Origin of the sequence: Rhodovulum iodosum (assembly GCF_041020385.1) — a bacterium.
Taxonomy (GTDB): domain Bacteria; phylum Pseudomonadota; class Alphaproteobacteria; order Rhodobacterales; family Rhodobacteraceae; genus Rhodovulum; species Rhodovulum iodosum.
In genome coordinates this window covers 433,130-452,935 of sequence record NZ_JBEHHI010000002.1, presented here as the reverse complement: position 1 = coordinate 452,935, position 19,806 = coordinate 433,130, and the positions used below count along the sequence as shown (strand labels likewise).

19 protein-coding genes are annotated in these 19,806 nt (G+C 68.1%); 10 read left to right on the top strand and 9 right to left on the bottom strand.

Features of this window, described 5'->3' with window-relative positions; translation table 11 throughout:
* Position 1: 1 nt before the first annotated feature.
* Positions 2 to 2,083 (top strand): dipeptide ABC transporter ATP-binding protein, encoded by a 2,082-nt coding sequence (locus Ga0609869_RS11320; protein ID WP_125403265.1) that lies wholly within the window; start codon positions 2 to 4, stop codon positions 2,081 to 2,083.
* 155 nt (positions 2,084 to 2,238) lie between these two features.
* Positions 2,239 to 2,844, top strand: coding sequence for a VPLPA-CTERM sorting domain-containing protein (locus Ga0609869_RS11315; protein ID WP_170168740.1), 606 nt, complete (start codon positions 2,239 to 2,241; stop codon positions 2,842 to 2,844).
* A 67-nt stretch (positions 2,845 to 2,911) separates the two neighbouring features.
* Here Ga0609869_RS11315 and Ga0609869_RS11310 read toward each other — a convergent pair whose 3' ends face one another.
* On the bottom strand, positions 2,912 to 3,484 hold the full coding sequence (locus Ga0609869_RS11310) for a hypothetical protein (protein ID WP_125403267.1): 573 nt from the start codon (positions 3,482 to 3,484) through the stop codon (positions 2,912 to 2,914).
* A 143-nt stretch (positions 3,485 to 3,627) separates the two neighbouring features.
* Positions 3,628 to 4,218 carry a lytic transglycosylase domain-containing protein gene (locus Ga0609869_RS11305; RefSeq protein ID WP_125403268.1) on the bottom strand — a complete coding sequence of 197 codons (591 nt, stop codon included), beginning with the start codon at positions 4,216 to 4,218 and terminating at the stop codon, positions 3,628 to 3,630.
* A gap of 242 nt (positions 4,219 to 4,460) precedes the next feature.
* Here Ga0609869_RS11305 and ssb point away from each other — a divergent pair, with 242 nt between their 5' ends.
* Together ssb and Ga0609869_RS11295 are read left to right on the top strand one after the other, a co-directional pair.
* Positions 4,461 to 4,961 carry a single-stranded DNA-binding protein gene (gene ssb, locus Ga0609869_RS11300; RefSeq protein ID WP_125403269.1) on the top strand — a complete coding sequence of 167 codons (501 nt, stop codon included), beginning with the start codon at positions 4,461 to 4,463 and terminating at the stop codon, positions 4,959 to 4,961.
* Positions 4,962 to 4,989: 28 nt separating this feature from the next.
* Entirely contained in the window at positions 4,990 to 6,075 is a 1,086-nt protein-coding gene (locus tag Ga0609869_RS11295; RefSeq protein WP_125403270.1) for a site-2 protease family protein, read from the top strand.
* A 37-nt stretch (positions 6,076 to 6,112) separates the two neighbouring features.
* Here the strand turns inward: Ga0609869_RS11295 and aroB are convergent, their stop codons facing one another.
* Together aroB and Ga0609869_RS11285 are read right to left on the bottom strand one after the other, a co-directional pair.
* On the bottom strand, positions 6,113 to 7,228 hold the full coding sequence (gene aroB / locus Ga0609869_RS11290) for a 3-dehydroquinate synthase (protein ID WP_125403271.1): 1,116 nt from the start codon (positions 7,226 to 7,228) through the stop codon (positions 6,113 to 6,115).
* A gap of 3 nt (positions 7,229 to 7,231) precedes the next feature.
* Entirely contained in the window at positions 7,232 to 7,801 is a 570-nt protein-coding gene (locus tag Ga0609869_RS11285) for a shikimate kinase (RefSeq protein ID WP_125403272.1), read from the bottom strand.
* Between the two features lie 97 nt (positions 7,802 to 7,898).
* Between Ga0609869_RS11285 and Ga0609869_RS11280 the strand changes: the two genes are divergently transcribed.
* Genes Ga0609869_RS11280 through Ga0609869_RS11265 form a run of 4 tightly spaced genes read left to right on the top strand, consistent with a single transcriptional unit; the run spans position 7,899 to position 11,854 of the window.
* Complete coding sequence (locus Ga0609869_RS11280) at positions 7,899 to 8,033, top strand: hypothetical protein (RefSeq protein ID WP_281273240.1); 135 nt, start codon at positions 7,899 to 7,901, stop codon at positions 8,031 to 8,033.
* Positions 8,023 to 9,552 carry a hypothetical protein gene (locus Ga0609869_RS11275; RefSeq protein WP_125403273.1) on the top strand — a complete coding sequence of 510 codons (1,530 nt, stop codon included), beginning with the start codon at positions 8,023 to 8,025 and terminating at the stop codon, positions 9,550 to 9,552. Before Ga0609869_RS11280 ends, Ga0609869_RS11275 begins: the two co-directional genes overlap by 11 nt.
* A complete protein-coding gene (locus Ga0609869_RS11270; protein ID WP_369022859.1) occupies positions 9,549 to 10,487 on the top strand; it encodes a tyrosine recombinase in 939 nt (312 codons plus the stop codon). Before Ga0609869_RS11275 ends, Ga0609869_RS11270 begins: the two co-directional genes overlap by 4 nt.
* A gap of 59 nt (positions 10,488 to 10,546) precedes the next feature.
* Positions 10,547 to 11,854 (top strand): HlyC/CorC family transporter, encoded by a 1,308-nt coding sequence (locus Ga0609869_RS11265; protein WP_125402908.1) that lies wholly within the window; start codon positions 10,547 to 10,549, stop codon positions 11,852 to 11,854.
* Positions 11,855 to 11,971: 117 nt separating this feature from the next.
* Here the strand turns inward: Ga0609869_RS11265 and Ga0609869_RS11260 are convergent, their stop codons facing one another.
* Positions 11,972 to 13,510: a helicase HerA-like domain-containing protein gene (locus tag Ga0609869_RS11260; RefSeq protein ID WP_125407308.1), complete on the bottom strand. Its 1,539-nt coding sequence runs from the start codon at positions 13,508 to 13,510 to the stop codon at positions 11,972 to 11,974.
* 287 nt (positions 13,511 to 13,797) lie between these two features.
* Between Ga0609869_RS11260 and Ga0609869_RS11255 the strand changes: the two genes are divergently transcribed.
* A complete protein-coding gene (locus Ga0609869_RS11255; protein ID WP_125407306.1) occupies positions 13,798 to 14,397 on the top strand; it encodes an invasion associated locus B family protein in 600 nt (199 codons plus the stop codon).
* 114 nt (positions 14,398 to 14,511) lie between these two features.
* Here Ga0609869_RS11255 and Ga0609869_RS11250 read toward each other — a convergent pair whose 3' ends face one another.
* From Ga0609869_RS11250 to Ga0609869_RS11235, 4 genes are all read right to left on the bottom strand, one after another.
* Entirely contained in the window at positions 14,512 to 15,720 is a 1,209-nt protein-coding gene (locus Ga0609869_RS11250) for a beta-ketoacyl-[acyl-carrier-protein] synthase family protein (RefSeq protein ID WP_125407303.1), read from the bottom strand.
* Positions 15,717 to 15,983, bottom strand: coding sequence for an acyl carrier protein (locus tag Ga0609869_RS11245; RefSeq protein WP_125407301.1), 267 nt, complete (start codon positions 15,981 to 15,983; stop codon positions 15,717 to 15,719). The genes Ga0609869_RS11250 and Ga0609869_RS11245 overlap by 4 nt, the downstream gene beginning before the upstream one ends.
* Positions 15,984 to 16,015: 32 nt before the next feature.
* The gene (gene lpxD, locus Ga0609869_RS11240) at positions 16,016 to 17,107 is read right to left on the bottom strand and encodes a UDP-3-O-(3-hydroxymyristoyl)glucosamine N-acyltransferase (protein WP_125407298.1); all 1,092 of its coding nucleotides are present in this window, start codon (positions 17,105 to 17,107) and stop codon (positions 16,016 to 16,018) included.
* A gap of 61 nt (positions 17,108 to 17,168) precedes the next feature.
* Entirely contained in the window at positions 17,169 to 18,776 is a 1,608-nt protein-coding gene (locus Ga0609869_RS11235) for a L,D-transpeptidase family protein (RefSeq protein ID WP_125407295.1), read from the bottom strand.
* Between the two features lie 318 nt (positions 18,777 to 19,094).
* Here Ga0609869_RS11235 and mepK point away from each other — a divergent pair, with 318 nt between their 5' ends.
* The gene (gene mepK, locus Ga0609869_RS11230; RefSeq protein WP_125407292.1) at positions 19,095 to 19,664 is read left to right on the top strand and encodes a peptidoglycan L,D-endopeptidase MepK; all 570 of its coding nucleotides are present in this window, start codon (positions 19,095 to 19,097) and stop codon (positions 19,662 to 19,664) included.
* The last annotated feature ends 142 nt before the right edge of the window (positions 19,665 to 19,806 follow it).

Genomic DNA, 19,806 nt, shown 5'->3' with positions numbered 1-19,806 from the left:
TATGACAAAATGGGACCATGACGGCCCGATCCTGGAGATCGACAAGCTCTCCATCAGCTTCTTCACCCGGATGCGCGAAATCCCCGCGGTGATGGATTTTTCCGTCATCGTCGAGCCCGGCGAGGCGGTCGGGCTGGTGGGCGAATCCGGCTGCGGCAAGTCCACCGTGGCGCTCGGCGTCATGCAGGACCTCGGCGTGAACGGGCGCGTCGTGGGCGGCTCGATCAAGTTCAAGGGCCGCGATCTGGCCTCCATGGGCGAGGAAGACCTGCGCGATCTGCGCGGCAACGAGATCGCCATGATCTACCAGGAACCGATGGCCAGCCTGAACCCGGCGATGCGGATCGGCCAGCAATTGACCGAAGTGCCGATGATCCACGAGGACGTGTCCGAGGCCGAGGCGATGAAGTTGGCGCTTCAGCTGGTCGAGGACGTGCGCCTGCCCGACCCCCAGCGCATCCTCAGGTCCTATCCGCACCAGCTGTCGGGCGGCCAGCAACAGCGCATCGTCATCGCCATGGCGCTGATGTCCAAGCCGTCGCTGCTGATCCTGGACGAGCCGACGACCGCGCTGGACGTGACCGTGGAGGCCGGCATCGTCGATCTGGTCAAGGACCTGGGCAAGAAATACGGCACCTCGATGCTGTTCATCAGCCACAACCTCGGGCTGGTGCTGGAAACCTGCGACCGGATCTGCGTGATGTATTCCGGCGAGGCGGTTGAACGCGGCTCGATCAAGGATGTGTTCGACAAGATGCGCCACCCCTATACGCAGGCGCTGTTCCGGTCGATCCCGTTGCCCGGCGCCGACAAGAACGCGCGCCCCCTGGTGGCGATCCCCGGCAATTTCCCCCTGCCCCACGAACGACCGCCGGGCTGCAATTTCGGCCCGCGCTGCGATTACTTCGAGGCCGGGCGCTGCGATGCGCAGGATATCAAGATGACCGACGTGCCCGGCGACGACCGGCACGAGTCCCGCTGCCTGAAGTTTCAGGAAATCGACTGGGCCGCGCCGGTCCAGGGCGCCGCGACCAGCCAGAGCACGCCGCCAGGCGATGTCGTGCTCAGGATGGAAAACCTCAAGAAATACTACGAGGTGGCTGCCAACGCGCTGTTCAGCTCCCACAAGAAGGTGGTCAAGGCCAACGAGACCCTCAGCTTCGAGGCCCGCGAAAGCGAGACACTGGCCATCGTCGGCGAATCCGGCTGCGGCAAGTCGACCTTCGCCAAGGTGCTGATGGGGCTGGAGACCGCGACGGACGGCAAGATCCTGCTGGACAACCGCGAGATCCAGGACACGCCGATCCAGGCGCGCGACACCAAGACGGTGTCGGATATCCAGATGGTGTTCCAGAACCCGTTCGACACGCTGAACCCCTCGATGACCGTCGGCCGGCAGATCATGCGCGCGCTCGAGATCTTCGGCGTGGGCAAGTCCGAGGCCGAGCGCCAGCAACGGACGCTGGAGCTGCTGGACCTCGTCAAGCTGCCCCGCGAATTCGCCGGCCGGATGCCGCGCCAGCTTTCGGGCGGGCAAAAACAGAGGGTGGGCATCGCGCGCGCCTTTGCCGGCGGCGCGCGCATCGTGGTGGCCGACGAGCCCGTCTCGGCGCTCGACGTCAGCGTGCAGGCGGCGGTGACCGACCTGCTGTTGGAAATCCAGCGCGAGAACAAGACCACGCTGCTGTTCATCGCCCACGACCTCAGCATCGTGCGCTACCTCTCGGACCGGGTGATGGTGATGTATCTGGGCCACGTGGTCGAACTGGGCTCGACCGACCAGGTCTTCTCGCCGCCCTACCACCCCTATACCGAAGCGCTCTTGTCGGCCGTGCCCATCGCCGACACCCGGGTCAAGAAAAAGCGCATCGTGCTGGAGGGCGACATCCCTTCGGCGATGGACCCGCCGCCCGGCTGCCCCTTCCAGACCCGCTGCCGCTGGAAAGACAGGGTGCCGGGCAACAAGTGCGAGACCGAAGTGCCGCCGATGGTGACGCTGGCCGAGGGGCATTCGGTCAAATGCCATCTCAGCGCAGAGGCGTTTGAAGAGATGCAGCCGGTGATCGAGATCGCCGCCGAATAGGGCGGGCATTGCCGCCCTGCCCGACCGGTTGCGCCGGCGACATTGCCCGAATCGCCGAAATATGGCAAAAATGCGGCATTACTTATGGGAACTTATGGGAGTAGTACGCCATGTTTAGATATTTGAGAGTCGCACTGCCGGTCGCGCTCGCTGCATTGGCAGCGCCGGCTTCGGCCACCATTGTCGGTGGGGCCATCACCAGCGGCAGCGCCTTTGACCAGGGCGGTACATTCATCAAGCTGACGGTGCCTTTCACCGAGTCCGACCCCGACAGCACCGTGGGCAACAACAATTTCCAGATGCCAAACCTCTACGGTTTCGACGAAATACAGAACATCGCCGTGCCCAGCACGCTGCCGGTCGATCTGGGCACCGCGCCCGTTGCGGGCGACATCGTTGCCAGCCACTACATCATTTTCGACCCGCTCCGGTCGACCACCATGTCCGGTTATGTCGACTTCGATTCCGATATCTACGGCGTGGTCACCCAGACCAACACCTTTCTGGCCAGCGATGCACTTGCCAATCCGGGCGTAACCTATCTAAGCCCTGCGGCGCGCGGCCTTGAAAGCGGCGACGAGGTGCGGATCGAGGGCACGCGCCTGTGGCTGGACGGTTGGCGGGCCAGCACGCCCGGCGACGTCGTCCGCGTGTTCACGAGGGAATCGCCCGGTGCAGAGGTGCCGCTGCCGGCCTCGCTGCCGCTGCTTATCGCGGGTCTGGCCGGGCTCGGTCTGCTGCGCCGCGCCCGCAAGGGCTGAGGAGCACTACCAAACATCCGACGCCCGTTCCGGCCGGAGCGGGCGTTTCGTGTTTCAGGCGGGCCGCCTAGTCTATCGCCTCGATCGTCGTGATGTCGAACACCGCGAGGCCCAGCACCTGCACCGCGCCCGCGGCGGAATTGCCGCGATCGCCGAAGCTGTCGCGCCGGGTGCTCACGGTCAGCCGTGCGCTGCCGATCTGCCCCACCTTCAGCGCGGAGGGAACGGCCACGCCCGCCAGTGCCTCGGCATCGTCAAAGCGGATCTCCAGCGACAGCGAGTCGACCGGCGTATCGTCGCGCGCCTGACTGTCGAACGCGATGATCAGGTTGTCCTTGATGGTGGTCTGCGGCGCGTCCTGCTGGGGGATGCCATCGCCGACGCTCAGGAACACGGGGCCGGGAAGGGCCGACAGGTCCAGTTCGTTCAACGCGACGAAGCCCGTGGCATAGGCGGCAAAGCCGACGCGCCCGGGGATGCCCGTTTCGACGGTCCGGGGCGCATCGGTGTCAAAGCCGAACGTTCCGGTGATCGTGTCGAGGCCCGCCGCGCGGGCGGTCAGGCTGTCCGCAGGCGGGGTGCCCTGCACGAACTTTACCTCCGCCTCGAACCGGTAGGCCAGCGACTCCGCGCGCGCCACGGCACCGAACGCGGAAAGCGCACCGCAGAAGACCGCGAGGGCGGCGCGGCGGTTGATCGGGCGCGGCCTTCCCCGATCGTCGCCGGCGGAGCGGGACACCACCCCGACACTGGGCACACCGGTGAACGGCCGTGGCCGCACCCCTAGCTGCCCCAGATGATGCGAACGTAGTTGCGGGTCTCGCGGTAGGGCGGCACGCCGCCGTGTTTCTCGACCGCCTCGGGGCCTGCGTTGTACGCCGCCAGCGCCAGCCGCCACGACTGGAACCGGTCATACTGCCGCCGCAGATAGCGCGCGCCGCCTTCCAGGTTCTGGCGCGGATCGGTCGGGTCGACCCGCAGCAGGCGCGCGGTTTGCGGCATGAGCTGCGCCAGCCCCAACGCCCCCTTGTGCGACCGTGCCCGCGGGTTCCACCCCGATTCCTGCTGCACCAGGCGCAGGAACAGATCCTCCGGCACGCCGTGCTGGCGCGCCGCGGCGCGGGCGGCGTTCAGGTACTGGCCCCGATAGGCGCCGCTGTAGGGCAGGTTGCCGCCCCGCGAGGGCGTGATGACGGGCTTTGGCTGCAGCCGCACCGAGTTTGAATATTGCACCGCCGCACGGTTATCCAGCACCCGTGTCTGCGACTTGAACAAAAGCGCGCGCGCCTTGGACGACACGCTGAGACTGTCTGCCGAAACCGCCCCTGCGCCCATCGCACCCAGCAAGGCCAGCGTAACGCCGAACTTTCGCATTTTCCCACCCTCGTCCGTAACCGGCGTGACTATACCGAAATCACTGAAATCCGCCACCCCCGTGACAGGCGCCGAACGCTCCGGGCAGCGTGGCCGCGCACCCGGCCCGTCACCCGATCCCGGCGAGGCGGCCTCCGATTGCCAGCGCGCGCGTCCGATTTCACCTTTCATTAACCGGGCTGGGGTGGTGTAAACATGGACACGAAATTTTCGACGGAATCGAACGAACGGGGGCGACGGCCATGGCAGGCAGCGTGAACAAGGTCATTCTGGTGGGCAATCTCGGCCGCGATCCCGAGGTGCGCACATTTCAGAACGGCGGCAAGGTGTGCAACCTGCGCATCGCCACGTCCGAAAACTGGAAGGACCGAAACACCGGCGAGCGGCGCGAAAAGACCGAGTGGCACTCGGTGGCGATCTTCTCGGAACCTCTGGCGCGCATTGCCGAGCAGTATCTGCGCAAGGGATCCAAGGTTTATATCGAGGGTCAGCTTGAAACCCGCAAATGGCAGGACCAGTCCGGCCAGGACCGCTATTCGACCGAAGTGGTGCTGCGCCCCTACCGGAGTGAGCTGACGCTGCTCGACAGCCGGTCGGATGCCGGCGGCGGCGGGGGCGGCGGCTATGGCAGCGGCGGCGGCAGCGGCTACGGTGCCGGCGGCGGCGGTGGCGGCGGCCAGCAATCCGACTATGGTGCCCCCTCTGGCCCGGCCAGCGATCTCGACGACGAAATCCCGTTCTAGGCCCTGAGAGCGGGGCGCGGAGGGCAGAATGACCTGGTCTTTCTCCATCGGCCGCCTTTTCGGCTCTGACCTCAGGGTACATGCCACCTTTTTCCTTCTGCTGCTGTGGATCGGCACCGCCTCCTATCTCGATGGCGGCTGGGCCGCGGCGGCCGAGAACGTGGCCTTTATCGCCGCGCTCTTCGCCTGCGTCGTCGCGCACGAGTTCGGCCACGCGCTGATGGCGCGGCGCTACGGCATCACCACGCCCGACATCACCCTGCTGCCGATCGGCGGACTCGCCCGGCTCGACCGGATGCCCGAAAAGCCGGGGCAGGAAATTGCCGTCGCGCTGGCGGGCCCGGCGGTCAACGTGGTGATCTGGGCGGTGCTGGTGGGCGTTTTCGGGGCGACGGCCGACCTGGGCGAGCTGGAAAGCCTCGAAAATGCCGAGATCAGCTTTTTCGCCAAGCTCGCGGCGGTCAACCTGTTTCTGGTGCTCTTCAACATGATCCCCGCCTTCCCGATGGATGGCGGGCGCGTGTTTCGCGCCGCGCTCAGCTATTTCGTGGGCCGGGTGCGCGCGACGCGGATGGCCGCGCAGGGCGGGCAGGTTCTGGCCTTCCTCTTCGGCTTTCTCGGCCTGACCTCGGGCAGCCCGGTGCTGGTACTGATCGCGATTTTCGTCTTCGTCGCCGCCGGCGCGGAAAGCTCTGACGTGATGCTGCGCGACATGGCACGCCAGATGCGGGCGCGCGACGCGATGATCACCGCCTTCGAGCCGCTGGCGCCGGGCGACAGCCTGCAGGCCGCGACGACCGCGGTGATCCGCACCACCCAGCACGAATTCCCGGTCCTCGGCCCGGACGGCCGCCTTGAGGGGTTCCTGACGCGCGCCGCGCTGTTCTCGGCGCTACAGGACGGCACCCGCGCACGCCCCGTGACCGAAGCGATGACCCGCGATATCCCGTCCGTCGCGCTGGCCGCGCCGCTGGAAGAGGCGCTGGACGCGCTGCATCAGACCGGTGCGCCGGCGGTGGCGGTCACCGGCCCCGAGGGGCGGATGGTGGGCTATATCACGCGCGAGAATATCGGCGAACTGATGGTCATCAGCGGGCGCGACAGGCGGATGTAAGCGCGCCGATCAACGCCCCGTGCGCACGAATTTCGGCTCAGCGTCCCGCCAGGCGGTCTTGGAGCAGCCGTTGCAACGCGTCGCGGTCCACGTCGGACGTCACGAACGCCTCGCCGATCCCGCGCGCCAGGATGAAACGCAAGCGCCCGTCCTGCACCTTCTTGTCCTGCGCCATCAGCGCGATCAGCGCCTCGGCATCGGGCAGATCGCCGTCGATATCGGCCAGGTCGGTCTTCATCCCCATCGCCTTGAGATGCGCGCGCACGCGGCTGGGCTCTTCCTGCGCACACAGCCCCATCCGCGCCGACAGCTCGAAGGCCAGCGCACAGCCGATCGCCACGCCCTCGCCATGGAGCAGCCGGCCGGAATAGCCCGTCGCGGCCTCCAGCGCGTGGCAGAAGGTGTGCCCGAGATTCAAGAGCGCGCGGTCGCCCTGCTCGGTCTCGTCGCGGACCACGATCTCGGCCTTCATCTCGCAGGAGCGGCGCACCGCGTGGGCCCTGAGGCCCCGGTCGCCGGCAGCCAGCGCCGGCCCGTTCTTCTCGAGCCAGGCAAAGAACGCCGCATCGCCCAGCAGCCCGTATTTCACCACCTCGCCGTACCCGGCCAGGAAGTCACGCGGCGTGAGCGTTTCCAGCACGCCGATATCGGCCAGCACGCGGCTGGGCTGGTGAAACGCGCCGATCAGGTTCTTGCCATGCCGCGAATTGATCCCGGTCTTGCCGCCGACCGAACTGTCGACCTGGGCCAGCAGCGAGGTCGGCACCTGGACGAACCGCACGCCCCGGCGCAGCACGGCCGCGGCGAAACCGGCCAGATCGCCGATCACCCCGCCGCCAAGCGCAACCACCATGTCGCGGCGTTCCACCTTTTCGGCGATCAGCCATTCCACGGCGCGCGAGAACTGGTCCCAGCCCTTGGTGGCCTCGCCCGGCGGCAGCGCCAGCGCCGACATCTCGACGCCGGCCTCGGCCAGGCCGCCGCGCAGCGCCTCCAGGTGCAGCCCGGCCACGGTCTCGTCGGTCAGCACCGCCACCCGCGGCCGCGACAAGAGCGGCGCAATCTCGGCGCCGGCCGCGGCGATCAGCCCCGTGCCGATGCGGATGTCGTAGTCGCGGCCCGGCAGGGGCACATGCACCGTCTCGATGGCCATCGCTCAGGTCCTTTCCAGCACGTCCGGGCGCGTTTCCAGCGCCGCGATCACCCGGTCGGTCATGTCGTCCACCGAGTAACCGGCGTCGGCCTTGACCGACAGGTCGGCCCGCGCATAAAGCGGCACCCGCGCCTCGTAAAGCGCCTTGAGAGTCGCATAAGGGTCGGCCGTGCGCAAAAGCGGCCGCGTGTCCTTGTGCCGGACGCGCGCCCACAGCAGGTCGAGATCGGCATCGAGCCAGACCGCCACGCCCTTTTCCGTGATCATCCTGCGATTCTCTGCCGACAGATACGCCCCGCCCCCGGTCGAGAGCACGCCGCGCGCCTCGCTCAGCAGCCGGGCCAGGACCTGCCGCTCCTTGAGGCGGAAAAACGGCTCTCCGTCGCGCGCGAATATCTCGGGGATGCTCATGTTGGCCGCCTCGACGATGGCGGCATCGGAGTCGAGAAACGGCACGCCAAGCCGGCGCGCCAGCGCCGCGCCCACTGCCGACTTGCCCGCCCCCATCATACCGACCATCACCACGGGTTTCTTCAACCGCCAGCCCAATTGGGCAACCTCTCGCTGAGACATCCTTACCCGCCTTCAATGGCGTGAACTTCGCCCGAATGCCATATATAATCAGCCCAAATCGGGGACGGCCCCGAGCGGCAAAAAAAGGGCGGGCAGTATGTGGCGGCTTATCAAGGCGTTGTTTTTCCTTTGTATCCTGGGGTTCATCGCGCTTTCGGGCTATGCGTATCTGGGCGATTTGCGGCCCCCGACCGGCGAGATGCGCGAAACGGTGACCTTCGATGCGCAATGACGCAGCCCGGGTCGTGGCGCTAAGCCTGGCCCTGGCCGGCCCCGCAGGGGCCGAGGCGCCGCTTTCGGCGATCGACTGGCTGTCGAGGTCGGTTGACCGCGCGGCGCCCCGTGTCACCGACGAACCCCGCGTGACCGACGACGCCACGCCCGAGGAAATCGCCGTGCGCCCGCTCGACGCCCCCGACCCGGACGCGGTGGGCCTGATCCCGGCCGCGGCCAGCGGGCTGCCCCGTTTGCTGTGGGGGCCCACCCCGGCCGACGAGGCGGCGCGGCTGCTCAGGGCCGCGCGGGTGGACACGCTGCCGGCGATGCAGGCGCTTTTGGTGGCGCTGCTGCTGGCCGAGATCGACCCGCCCGCCGACAGCACCGGCGACGGGCAGGTTCTGACCGCGCGGCTGGACAAGCTTTTGGACCTCGGCGCCGTCGACGAGGCCCAGGCGCTGGTCGAACGCGCCGGGCCCACGGCCAGCCCCGCCCTGTTCCGGCGCTGGTTCGACATCTCGCTGCTGACCGGGCACGAAGACCGCGCCTGCGCGGCGATGCGGGCGACGCCCGACATCGCGCCGACCTTTCCCGCGCGCATCTTCTGCCTTGCCCGCGGCGGCGACTGGATGGCCGCCGCGCTGACCCTCGGCACCGGGCGGGCGCTGGGCTTCATCACCGCAGAGGAAGACGCGCTGCTGGCGCGTTTCCTCGACCCCGAGCTTTTCGAGGGCGAGCCGCCGCTGCCCCTGCCCGCGCGGCCCAGCCCGCTGGTCTTTCGCATGCGCGAGGCGATCGGCGAGCCGCTGCCGATCGCCACCCTGCCGCGCGCCTTTGCCCGCGCCGATCTGCGCGCGACCGCGGGCTGGAAGACCCGGATCGAGGCCGCCGAGCGGCTGGCGCGCACCGGCGCGCTGGCGCCCAATGTCCTGCTGGGCGTCTATACCGAGCGGCTGCCGGCGGCGTCGGGGGGGCTGTGGGACAGGGTGGCCGCGGTGCAGGCGCTGGACGTGGCGCTGCTGGCAGGCGACGCCGGCGCCGTGGCCTCTGCCCTGCCAGAGGCCTGGGCGGCGATGACGCGGGCCGAGCTGGAGGTGCCCTTCGCCGCGCTTTACGGGATGCGCCTGGCCCGCGTGCCGCTGAGCGGAGAGGCCGCCCGGCTGGCCCGCACCGTGGGACTGTTGTCGCCCGATTACGCGATCATCGCCGCGGGTGCGGGCACGCCGCCGTTTCTGGCCGCGATCGCCCGCGGCGCGGCGCCCGCCGACGCGCCGCAGGACGCGCTGGCCCAGGCGGTGCGCGCGGGCTTTGCCGACCCCCCGCCCCGGCAGGGGCTCGGCCCCGCGCTGACCCAGCAACTGTCGGACGGCAGGACCGCCGAAGCGATCCTCGCGGCGGTCGATCTTATCACCGACGGCGCCCATGGCGACGTGGCCGACATCACGCAGGGGCTGGCTCTCCTGCGGCTGCTCGGGCTGGAGGACGACGCCCGGCAGGCCGCGCTGCAGCTGATGCTTCTGGAGCGGCCCGGATGACCCCGGACGCGGCGCGCTGGATCGAGGCCTTTTTGGAGGCACAGGCCGCCGAGCTGGACGCGGCGCGCAACACGCTCTTGGCCTATGGGCGCGACCTCAAGGATTTCGCAGGCTGGCTCGACCGGCGCGGGCTGGGGTTCGAGGCCGCCGCGCGGGCCGAGATCGAGGCCTACCTGGTGGCCTGCGATGCCGAGGGGCTGTCGCAGGCCACCCGCGCCCGGCGGCTGTCGGCGATCCGCCAGCTTTATCGATTCGCCTACGAGGAGGGCTGGCGCGACGACAACCCGGCGCAACAGATCAAGGGGCCCGGCCGCGCCCGGCGCCTGCCCAAAACGCTGAGCCTGACCGAGGTCGACCGCCTGCTCGAGGCCGCGGCACGGCCGGGCCGCGACACCACGCGCAACACCTGCCTGATGCAGCTGCTCTATGCCACCGGGATGCGCGTGAGCGAGCTTGTCTCGCTGCCCGCCGCCGCGGCGCGGGGCAATCCGAAGATGCTGCTGATCCGCGGCAAGGGGGGCAAGGAACGGATGGTGCCGCTCTCGCCGCCCGCCGGCGCGGCGCTGGCCGCCTGGCTGGCCGAGCGCGATGCCGCGCAAGAGGCCGCCCGCGCCGAGGGCCGGCCGGCCAGCGCCTTCCTGTTCCCCTCGCGGGGCAAGGCCGGGCACCTGACGCGCCACCGCTTTTACGCGCTGATCAAGGAACTGGCGGTCGCCGGCGGCGTCGATCCCGACAAGGTCACGCCGCATACCCTGCGCCACGCCTTTGCCACGCACCTCTTGCAGGGCGGCGCCGATCTCAGGGCGATCCAGACGCTGCTGGGCCATGCCGACGTGTCGACCACCGAGATCTACACCCATGTTCTCGACGAGCGGCTGCGCGACCTGGTACTCGACCACCATCCGCTGGCCCGCGACGAGGGCGATGCGGGCTGACTTGAACGCGCGCGCCTCCGCCCCCATAAGGGGCCCAAGCGTTTCGTGAAAGGCAAGCCATGGACGACCCCGCCCCGCTTCTCGATGCGGCCTTCTGGGCGACGGCCGCGGCCATTGTCGGCCTGCTGGTCCTGTCGGCCTTTTTCTCCGGCTCGGAAACCGCGTTGACCGCGGCCTCGCGCGGCAAGCTGCGCGCCCGCGCCGACAAGGGCGACAGCGGCGCCGAGACCGCGCTGAGGATCACCGAGGACAACGAGCGGCTGATCGGCTCGGTGCTGCTGGGCAACAACCTGGTGAACATCCTCGCCGCCTCGCTGGCGACCGCGCTCTTCACCCGGATTTTTGGCGATTCCGGGGTGGCGCTGGCCACGCTGGTGATGACGCTTCTGGTGCTGATCTTCGCCGAGGTGCTGCCCAAGACCTACGCCATCACCAATGCCGAGACCGCCGCATCCCGCGTTGCCGGGGTGATCCGCCCGGTGATCCGGGTGTTCTCGCCCATCGTCAGCGCCGTGCGCGCGCTGGTGCGCCAGATACTCGCGCTGTTCGGCGTCAAGACCGACCCCGACAGCCACATCCTGGCGGTGCGCGAGGAAATCGCCGGCGCGCTGCAACTGGGCCATTCCGAGGGCCTGGTGGAAAAGGAGGACCGCGACCGCATCCTCGGCGCGCTGGACCTGGGCCAGCGCACGGTCGAAGAGATCATGCTGCACCGCTCGAAGATCGAGATGGTCGATGCCGACGACGACCCCGAAAAGGTGTTGTCGCAATGCCTGGAAAGCAGCCACACGCGGCTGCCGATCTACAAGGACGACCCGGAAAACATCGTCGGCGTGATCCATGCCAAGGATTTGCTGCGCGCGATGGACCGGTTGATGCGCGGCCCCGACGCGAGCCCGGAAAAGCTGAAGGAATTCCGCGTGCTCGACGTGGCGATGAAGCCCTACTTCGTGCCCGAGACCACCACGCTGGACGACCAGATGCGCGAGTTTCTGCGCCGTCATACGCATTTCGCCCTGGTGGTCGACGAATACGGCGCGCTGCGCGGGCTGATCACGCTGGAGGACATCCTCGAAGAGATCGTGGGCGAGATCACCGACGAGTTCGACCTCGATGCCGAGCACCCGCTGCGCCGCGCCGATGACGGGCATTACATCGTCGACGGGGCGATGACGATCCGCGACCTGAACCGCGCCACCGACTGGAACCTGCCCGACGAAGAGGCCAACACCATCGCCGGGCTGGTGATCCACGAGGCGCAGACCATCCCCTCGCAGGGGCAGGTGTTTTCCTTTCACGGCTTTCGCTTCGAGGTGATCCAGCGCCAGGCGAACCGGATCACGCGGCTCAAGATCCGCCCGCTCTGACCCGGCCGGGCGCTCCCGCCCCCGGGCCGCGCGCGGCGCGCTTGCCCGGCGTTGGGCCGGGCGCGCCCGCCAGGGCGGGCGCGCGGGGGGTATTTCGGCCAAGAAGAAGGGCCGGGCTCAGCGCCCCTTGAAGAGCCCGCCGAGGATGCCGCGCACGAGGCGCTTGCCGGTGGTGCCCGAAAGCTCCTTGATCAGCGCCTGGCCGAGCGCCTCGCCGATGCTGTCGGGGCTGCGCCGGCTGCCGCGCGAGGTCGAGCGGCCGACGCGCGGGCCGGAATAGCGCCGCCCGGCTGCGTGTTCGCGGTCCGCGGCGGCCTCTTCCGCGCGTTCGGCTTCTGCGGCGGCGCGGGCGGCGGCCTCGGCGCGGCGGGCGAGGATCTCGTGCGCGCTGTCGCGGTCGAGCGGCGCGTCGTATTTCGGACCCAGCGCAGAGGCCGCCCGCACCGCGTGGCGGTCGGCCTCGGGCAGCGGGCCGAGGCGCGACGAGGGCGGGCGGATCAGCGTGCGTTCGGCCATGCCCGGCACGCCCTTGGCCTCGAGCATCGAGGTGACGGCCTCGCCGACGCCGACCTCGCGGATGGTTTGCGCGATGTCGAAGCGCGGGTTGTCGCGGTAGGTCTCGGCCGCCTGGATCAGCGCCCGCCGGTCGCGGGCGGTAAACGCGCGCAGCGCGTGCTGGATCCGGTTGCCGAGCTGGCCCAGAACATCGGGCGGGATGTCGGTCGGGCTTTGCGTGACGAAATAGACCCCGACGCCCTTGGACCGGATCAGCCGCGCCACCTGTTCGACCTTGTCGACCAGCGCCTTGGGCGCGCCGTCGAACAGAAGATGCGCCTCGTCGAAGAAGAAGACGAGGCGGGGTTTCTCGGGGTCGCCGACCTCGGGCAAATCCTCGAACAGCTCGGAGAGCAGCCACAGAAGCGTGGTGGCGTAGAGCCGGGGCGCCGCGATCAGCCGGTCGGCGGCCAGGATGTTGATGCGCCCGCGCCCCGCGGCATCGGTCGTCATCAGGTCGGCGAGATCGAGCGCGGGCTCGCCGAAGATGCCCGCGCCGCCCTCGTTTTCCAGCACCAGCAGACGGCGCTGGATCGCGCCGATCGAGGCTGTCGAGACCAGCCCGTAGCGCAGCGACAGCGCCTGGCGGTTCTCGCCCAGCCAGAGCAGCATCGCGCGCATGTCGGCGAGGTCGAGCAGCGGCCAGCCCTCGTCGTCGGCCACCCGGAAGGCGATGTTGAGCACGCCCTCCTGGGTGTCGTTCAGCTCAAGCAGGCGGGCGAGCAGCAGCGGGCCCATCTCGGCCATGGTGGTGCGCACCGGGTGGCCCGAGGTGGCGAACACATCCCAGAAAGTGACGGGAAAGCCCTGGTAGGCGTAATCGTCGAAGCCGATGCGGGCCGCGCGGTCCTGAAACGCCCCGTGCAGCTTGAAGCCCGCCTCGCCCGGGGCGGCGAGGCCCGAGAGATCGCCCTTCACATCGGCGAGGAAGACGGGCACGCCGGCGGCCGAAAACCCCTCGGCGAGAATTTGCAGGCTGACGGTCTTGCCGGTGCCGGTGGCGCCGGCGATCAGGCCGTGCCGGTTGGCATAATCGAGCCGCAGCACCTGCGGCGCGCCATAGTCCGGGCCGCCACCCCCGACGAACACCCCCTGCCCCATGCACATCCCCCCGCAAGCGTTTGAGTCCGGGCGAGAATACAGGGCCCGGCGCGCCGCGCCAGCCCCTTTGCGGCGGCGTCGGTATTGGGTGTTGACGGCTGTGAACAACTTACGTAGCGTTGCGGCATTACAAAGGTCGGCCCGATCCGACAGGGAGAAACCAACAGAAAAAGGGCCAGGTTCTGGCCCTTTTTTTCATGGCGCAAGCGGGTGCCGGATTTCGGCCTGACAGGCGCGCCTGACCGTGCTAGAGCGCGCCGAAACAACCTAGGAGGCGACATCCCATCATGCGCGATCTCATCAAGAGCCTGACCTGCATCGCCGCGCTGGCCCTTGCGGCCCCGGCGCTGGCGCAGGACACGTCCGACGCGGCCCCGCAGGACACGCCGGAGCCGCAGACGGCCACCGAGGAAGCCGCGGCGCCCAAGGTCGGCGAGACTTACGTGCGCGACACCCACGGCGACTGGCAGTTGCGCTGCGCGCGCGCGCCCGAGGGCCAGACCGATCCCTGCCAGCTCTACCAGCTTCTGAGCGACGAACAGGGCAATTCGGTTGCCGAAATCAGCATCTTTCCTCTGCCCGACGGGGCCAACGGCCAGGCTGTGGCCGGGGCCACCATCGTCACCCCGCTCGAGACGCTTCTGACCGAGCAGTTGCGCGTGAACGTGGATGACGGCGAGGCCAAGGTTTATCCGTTCTCCTGGTGCAACCAGGTCGGCTGCTTCGCCCGGATCGGCTTTACCGCCGAGGATGTGGCCAGCTTCAAACGCGGGGCCGAGGCGGCGTTGCGGATCGTGCCCGTGGCCGCGCCCGATCAGCAGGTGGTGCTGCGCGTGTCGCTGTCGGGCTTTACCGCGGGTTTCGACGCGCTGGCCGCCGAGCAGTAGCAACCACCGTCCGCCCTCTTCGGACGCGCCCGAAACAAGACGCATGGAAGACGACCTCGCCCCGGTGCATCCGCGCCGGGGCGATCTGGTTTGGCCGCAGGTGGGAGACCGGTGTCAGGCCCGGCGCAGCGCCAGTACGGCGTTGAGACCGCCGAAGGCAAAGGCGTTCGACAGCGCCACGTCGACCTTGGCCTCGCGCGCGACGTTGGGCACGACGTCGAGGGTGCATTCGGGATCGGGCTCTTGATAGCCGACCGTGGGGGCGATCACCCCATCCTTCAGCGCCATGATGCAGGCCAGCAGCTCCACCGCGCCGGTGCCGCCGATCAGGTGGCCGTGCATCGACTTGGTCGACGAGATCATCAACTCGTCCGCATGGGCGCCGAAAACATCGGCCACCGCAGCGCATTCGGTCTTGTCGTTGGCGGCGGTCCCGGTGCCGTGGGCGTTGATATACCCCACGTCGCTCGGGTCGAGCCCGGAATCGCGGATCGCCCCGGCAATGGCCCGCGCCGCGCCCTGTTTCGACGGCATCACGATGTCGGAGGCATCCGCGGTCATCGCAAAGCCCACCACCTCGGCCAATATCTCGGCGCCGCGGGCGCGGGCGTGTTCGTATTCTTCGAAGATGAAGACCGCCGCGCCTTCGCCCTGGACCATGCCGTTGCGATTGGCCGAAAACGGCCGGCAGGCATCCTTGGACATCACGCGCAGCCCTTCCCACGCCTTGACGCCACCGAAGCACAGCATCGATTCCGACCCGCCGGTGATCATCACCTGGCTGCCGCCGGCGCGGATGATCTGGAACGCCAGCCCCATCGCGTGGTTCGACGAGGCGCAGGCGGTGGCCACGGTAAAGCTGGGACCCTTTAGGTTGTAGGTCATCGAGACGTGGCTGGCCGCGGCGTTGTTCATCAGCTTGGGCACCACGAAAGGATGCACGCGGTTCTTGCCGTCTTCGTAGACCGATCGGTAATTCTCATCCAGCGTGTTCATGCCGCCGCCCGAGGTGCCCAACACCACACCGGACATCTGCGAAAGCTCGCCGATAAAACTCAGGCCCGACTGTTCCATCGCCTCTTTGGCGGCCAGAAGGGTGAACTGGGTAAAGCGGTCGTAAAGCGCGATCTGCTGGCGGTTGAAATGGGCCTCGGGCTCGTAGCCGCGCACCTGTCCGCCGATGCGGATCGACAGCCGCTCGACGTCGCGGATATCCAGCTCGCCGATGCCGCAGCGCCCCTCGCGCATGGCCTCGAGCGTGGCGGGCACGTCATGCCCGAGCGCGTTGATCGTGCCCTGTCCGGTGATGACGACGCGCTTCATGCCTTCTGGTCGGCCACCAGCCCCTCGACCGCCTTGACGATGGCGGCGACCGACGAGATGTCGAACTCGCTTTCGCTGGGGTCGTTGGCGTTGAAGGGTACCTGAATATCGAACGCCTCTTCGATGGCGAAGATCGCTTCGACAAGGCCCAGGCTATCGATACCCAGATCCTCAAGCGTGCTGTCCATCGACACGTCGGAGGGTTCCAGAACCGCCTGTTCGGCGATGATCCCGATCACCTTGTCCTTCACGCTTTCGGCCATGGTCATCTCCCTGACGTGAAACCTGCGCCCGTTTAGTCCGTCTGGCTACCCTTTGAAACCGCTTTTTGCAAAGCCGAGACTTGGGCAAAGAGACGCGGCAAACGGCGCAGGGCCTTGTATGCCTCGACATTGCGCTCCATCGGCATGGCCGGATAGCCCATCACCGCGCGCCCCGCGGGCACGTTCGAGGCGACGCCGGATTTGCCGGCAATCACCGCGTCGTCGCCCACGCTCAGGTGGTCGGCAATCGACGCTGCGCCGCCCACCACCACCCGGTCGCCCAGCGTGGCCGAGCCCGCCACACCGGATTGCCCGCACAGCAGGCAATCGCGCCCGATCACCACGTTGTGGCCGATCTGTACCTGGTTGTCGAGTTTGGTGCCCGCACCGATCACAGTGTCGCGGATCGTGCCCCGGTCGATGGTGGTGTTGGCGCCGATCTCGACATCGTCGCCGATCACGACCGCGCCCAGCGAATGGATGCGCGCCCAGCTTTGGTCGCGGGCCTCGACCGTTTCGCCGAGGCTTTCGCGCGCGGTCTCCACGTTGGATTTCTCGGGGGTGACGAAGGAAAACCCGTCGGCGCCGATCACCGCGCCGGGCTGGGCGATCAGCCGGTCTCCGATCGTCACCCGGGCGCCGATCTTTACCCCGTGCAGGATCAGCGCCTCTTCACCGATCCGTGCCTCCTCGGCGATGCTGACATGGGCGGCGATGCGCGCGCCCGCGCCGATCTCGACCCCGACGCCGATCACGGCGAAGGGGCCGATGCACGCCCCCGGCCCGATCGTGGCGCTGGAATCGACCATCGCCATGGGGTGGATGCCCGGCGCGATGTCGGGCCCGACATCCAGCATCCGCGTGAGCCCGGCCATGGCAAAGCGCGGGCGCGGCGCGAAGATCGCCGCCTCCAGCCCCAGCGCCTGCCAGTCGGCCCCGGGCCACAGCAGCGCGGCGCGCGCGGCGCCCTGCGCCAGGCCTTCGGCATATTTCGGGTCGCTGGCCAGCGCCAACTGGTCGGGAGCGGCATCGGCGGGTTCGGCCGCGCCGGCAACGGTGATCGTGGTGTCGCCGGCCGCCTCGGCGCCCAGAGCCTCGGCCATCTCGCGGATCGTGTATCTCATCGGGGCCCCTCGCTGCGGCGGACGCGGCGCTCGGGCCCGCCCGCCGGATCATGGGGCAGATTTAGCCGCGAACCGCCCGCAGCACCACCCCGGCCTCGTCGAGAGCCTGGAAAATCCGCGCATCGCGCCCATAGATATCGCGGCGGAACTGGGTGCGGCCCTTGGGCTGGGTCACCGCTGTGCGATAGACGATGTGTACCGGCAGCGGCTTTTCCAGCTCGACCATCGTCTCGCGCCCCGTCGCCAGGCGCGACTGGAAGAACCCCACCGGGTCGCTGGTCTGAACCTTGAGCAGCTCGTAGGCGAAGTCGAACGGGTCGTTCAGCCGGACGCAACCGTGGCTGAAGGCCCGCGTTTCGCGCGAGAAAAGGTGCTTTTGCGGCGTGTCGTGCAGGTAGATGTTGTACTGGTTGGGGAACATGAACTTGACCAGCCCCAGCGCGTTGCGCGAAGACGGCGGCTGTTTCATGTCGAACGGAAAGGTCCGCGCGGAATACTGCGTGAAGTCCACCGAGTTGCGGCTGACGGTACGGCCGCGCGCATCCACCAGCCGCAGATACGACGCCGCGTTCGGATTGCGCTGCAGCATCGGCAGGTATTCCTTGGTCGCGATCGACCGCGGCACGTTCCAGGTGGGATTGATGATCATGTGTTCCATCACGTCCGAAAACTCGGGCGTGCGCTGATCGTGCTGGTTCTTGCCCACCACGGCACGGGTGGCGAAAACCGTCTTGCCGTTTTCAACGAGGCTGGCGCGGAAATCGGTGATGTTGACCAGCACATGGCGCCGGCCGCGGTCGGGGCCGAGCCAGCGCTCGCGCTCCATCGCCACGATCACCTGGCCCAGCCGCTTGGCCGGCGAGACGTTGATCTCGGCCAGCGTCGCAGGGCCGGCAACGCCGTCGGGGCTAAGCCCATGATCGAGCTGGAATTGCTGCACCGCCTTTTGCAGGGCCGCGTCATAGACCTGCGAGGCGCTGCGCTTCATGTAGCCCATCGCGATCAGGCGGTTCCTGAGCGACACCACCGTGCCGCCGCTGGCGCCCGGCTCCAGCGCCCTGCCCGGAACCTCGTCGCCCCAGCCGCCGGCACCCAGCACCCGCTCGAGCCGCAGCTTTTCCTGCAGCAGACGAGCGTATTCGGGGCTGTCGGGAACCAGCGCGTTGAGATAGGCGCGCGGGCTGCTTTTCGAAAAGGCTACGAGCTGGGAAAGACGGTTTCGCCGGGGCGCGCTGCGCTTGATGCCGTCATCGACATTGCGCGGGTTCACCACGCCGGCCTGGATGTCCTGCGCGTATTGCAGGAACATGCGGCTGGCCAGCACCTCGGCCTGCCCGATTTCGCGCGGGGTACGCGCGGCGCGGAACGTCGCGGCCAGCATCTCGGGGTCGTAGCGGTTGACCGGCAGGCCATGATCGGCCGCGTCGGACAGCGCGCGCAGAAAGGCCGAGCGCCGCGAACGGTCGTCGCGGCCGGTCCACAAGGACTCGTAATTGGTTGTGCGATAAAATTCCGAAAGCGCCTCGTCGCGGGCCGCGGCCTCGGCCACGGCCTGCTTGAACGCGGTCACCTGCGCCTTTGCCGGAACGGCAAACAGGCCCAGCAACGCAAGCAGCAGGGCCCCGGCAAGGGCGAAGAAATGCGGATGGCGCGGCTGCGCTGAAATCATGGTCTACCTCTGATCGACGGGTCTAGAGTTTGAACTTTCACCAGAAATTGCGGCAATCGCATGGCCCTGTCCATTCACAATCCGAAGACTTGCGCCCGTCGCCGCCCCTGTGTGTCGAGCCGCCCATAACGCGTACATACCGGCAACTGTTCCCGAAATTGAGCGAAACTTTGCCGATTTTCGCTTGCGTGTGTTTTTGCGACATCTGCGACCTTGGTCGGCGGCGCACCTTGTGCCATAGACGGTTTTGGGGATGACGACCAATGGCTGCCGACAGAGCGGTCAAGCAGTGAAGTAAACAAGGCGGGCAACGACAACATGATTTCATCGAAAACGGACGGCGTCACCAGACGCGGTGTACTTGCTGCATTTGCCGCAACGACGGTGATTGCGGCACCAAGCTACGCGAATGCGTTCGGGCTGCTTCGGGGGGCGGGCGACATTCGCCGGCTGCGCATGTACTCGGGCCGAACCGGCGAGAGCCTCGACACGATCTACTGGATCGAGGGCGACTATATCGGCGAGGCGATCAAGGAAATTCACCACTTCATGCGCGACTGGCGTACCGACCAGATCAAGCAGATCGACCTGCGCACACTTGATATCATGGCCGCCGCGCATGGTCTGATGGATGTGAGCGAGCCTTACATGCTGCTGTCAGGGTACCGCTCGCCCCAGACCAACGCGATGCTGCGCGCCCGCTCGCGCGGGGTGGCCAAGAACTCGCTGCACATGAAGGGCCAGGCCGCCGACCTGCGGCTGAAATCGCGCTCGGTCGGGCAGATGGCCCAGGCCGCGGCGGCTTGCCATGCCGGCGGCGTCGGGCGCTACTCGAGATCGAATTTCGTGCATATGGATTGCGGCCCGGTGCGCAACTGGGGGCGCTAAGCCCCGGCAAGGGCCCTGAAGGACGTTGACGAAAGGCGGCGGTCTTGCGACCGGCCCGCCTTTTTGCGGTGTCCAAGACCGCGGGAGGCCGTAACCGGTTTCGGCCGGTCTGCTGGGGACCAGCCCGCCGGCCATCCCCGGC

Bases quoted from the DNA above. Each gene is read 5' to 3' on its own strand.
- Ga0609869_RS11320 (WP_125403265.1), top strand. From the start codon at position 2: ATGACAAAATGGGACCATGACGGCCCGATCCTGGAGATCGACAAGCTC.
- Ga0609869_RS11305 (WP_125403268.1), bottom strand. From the start codon at position 4,218: ATGCGAAAGTTCGGCGTTACGCTGGCCTTGCTGGGTGCGATGGGCGCA.
- ssb (WP_125403269.1), top strand. From the start codon at position 4,461: ATGGCAGGCAGCGTGAACAAGGTCATTCTGGTGGGCAATCTCGGCCGC.
- Ga0609869_RS11295 (WP_125403270.1), top strand. From the start codon at position 4,990: ATGACCTGGTCTTTCTCCATCGGCCGCCTTTTCGGCTCTGACCTCAGG.
- aroB (WP_125403271.1), bottom strand. From the start codon at position 7,228: ATGGCCATCGAGACGGTGCATGTGCCCCTGCCGGGCCGCGACTACGAC.
- Ga0609869_RS11285 (WP_125403272.1), bottom strand. From the start codon at position 7,801: ATGTCTCAGCGAGAGGTTGCCCAATTGGGCTGGCGGTTGAAGAAACCC.
- Ga0609869_RS11280 (WP_281273240.1), top strand. From the start codon at position 7,899: ATGTGGCGGCTTATCAAGGCGTTGTTTTTCCTTTGTATCCTGGGGTTC.
- Ga0609869_RS11275 (WP_125403273.1), top strand. From the start codon at position 8,023: ATGCGCAATGACGCAGCCCGGGTCGTGGCGCTAAGCCTGGCCCTGGCC.
- Ga0609869_RS11270 (WP_369022859.1), top strand. From the start codon at position 9,549: ATGACCCCGGACGCGGCGCGCTGGATCGAGGCCTTTTTGGAGGCACAG.
- Ga0609869_RS11265 (WP_125402908.1), top strand. From the start codon at position 10,547: ATGGACGACCCCGCCCCGCTTCTCGATGCGGCCTTCTGGGCGACGGCC.
- Ga0609869_RS11260 (WP_125407308.1), bottom strand. From the start codon at position 13,510: ATGGGGCAGGGGGTGTTCGTCGGGGGTGGCGGCCCGGACTATGGCGCG.
- Ga0609869_RS11255 (WP_125407306.1), top strand. From the start codon at position 13,798: ATGCGCGATCTCATCAAGAGCCTGACCTGCATCGCCGCGCTGGCCCTT.
- Ga0609869_RS11250 (WP_125407303.1), bottom strand. From the start codon at position 15,720: ATGAAGCGCGTCGTCATCACCGGACAGGGCACGATCAACGCGCTCGGG.
- Ga0609869_RS11245 (WP_125407301.1), bottom strand. From the start codon at position 15,983: ATGGCCGAAAGCGTGAAGGACAAGGTGATCGGGATCATCGCCGAACAG.
- lpxD (WP_125407298.1), bottom strand. From the start codon at position 17,107: ATGAGATACACGATCCGCGAGATGGCCGAGGCTCTGGGCGCCGAGGCG.
- Ga0609869_RS11235 (WP_125407295.1), bottom strand. From the start codon at position 18,776: ATGATTTCAGCGCAGCCGCGCCATCCGCATTTCTTCGCCCTTGCCGGG.
- mepK (WP_125407292.1), top strand. From the start codon at position 19,095: ATGATTTCATCGAAAACGGACGGCGTCACCAGACGCGGTGTACTTGCT.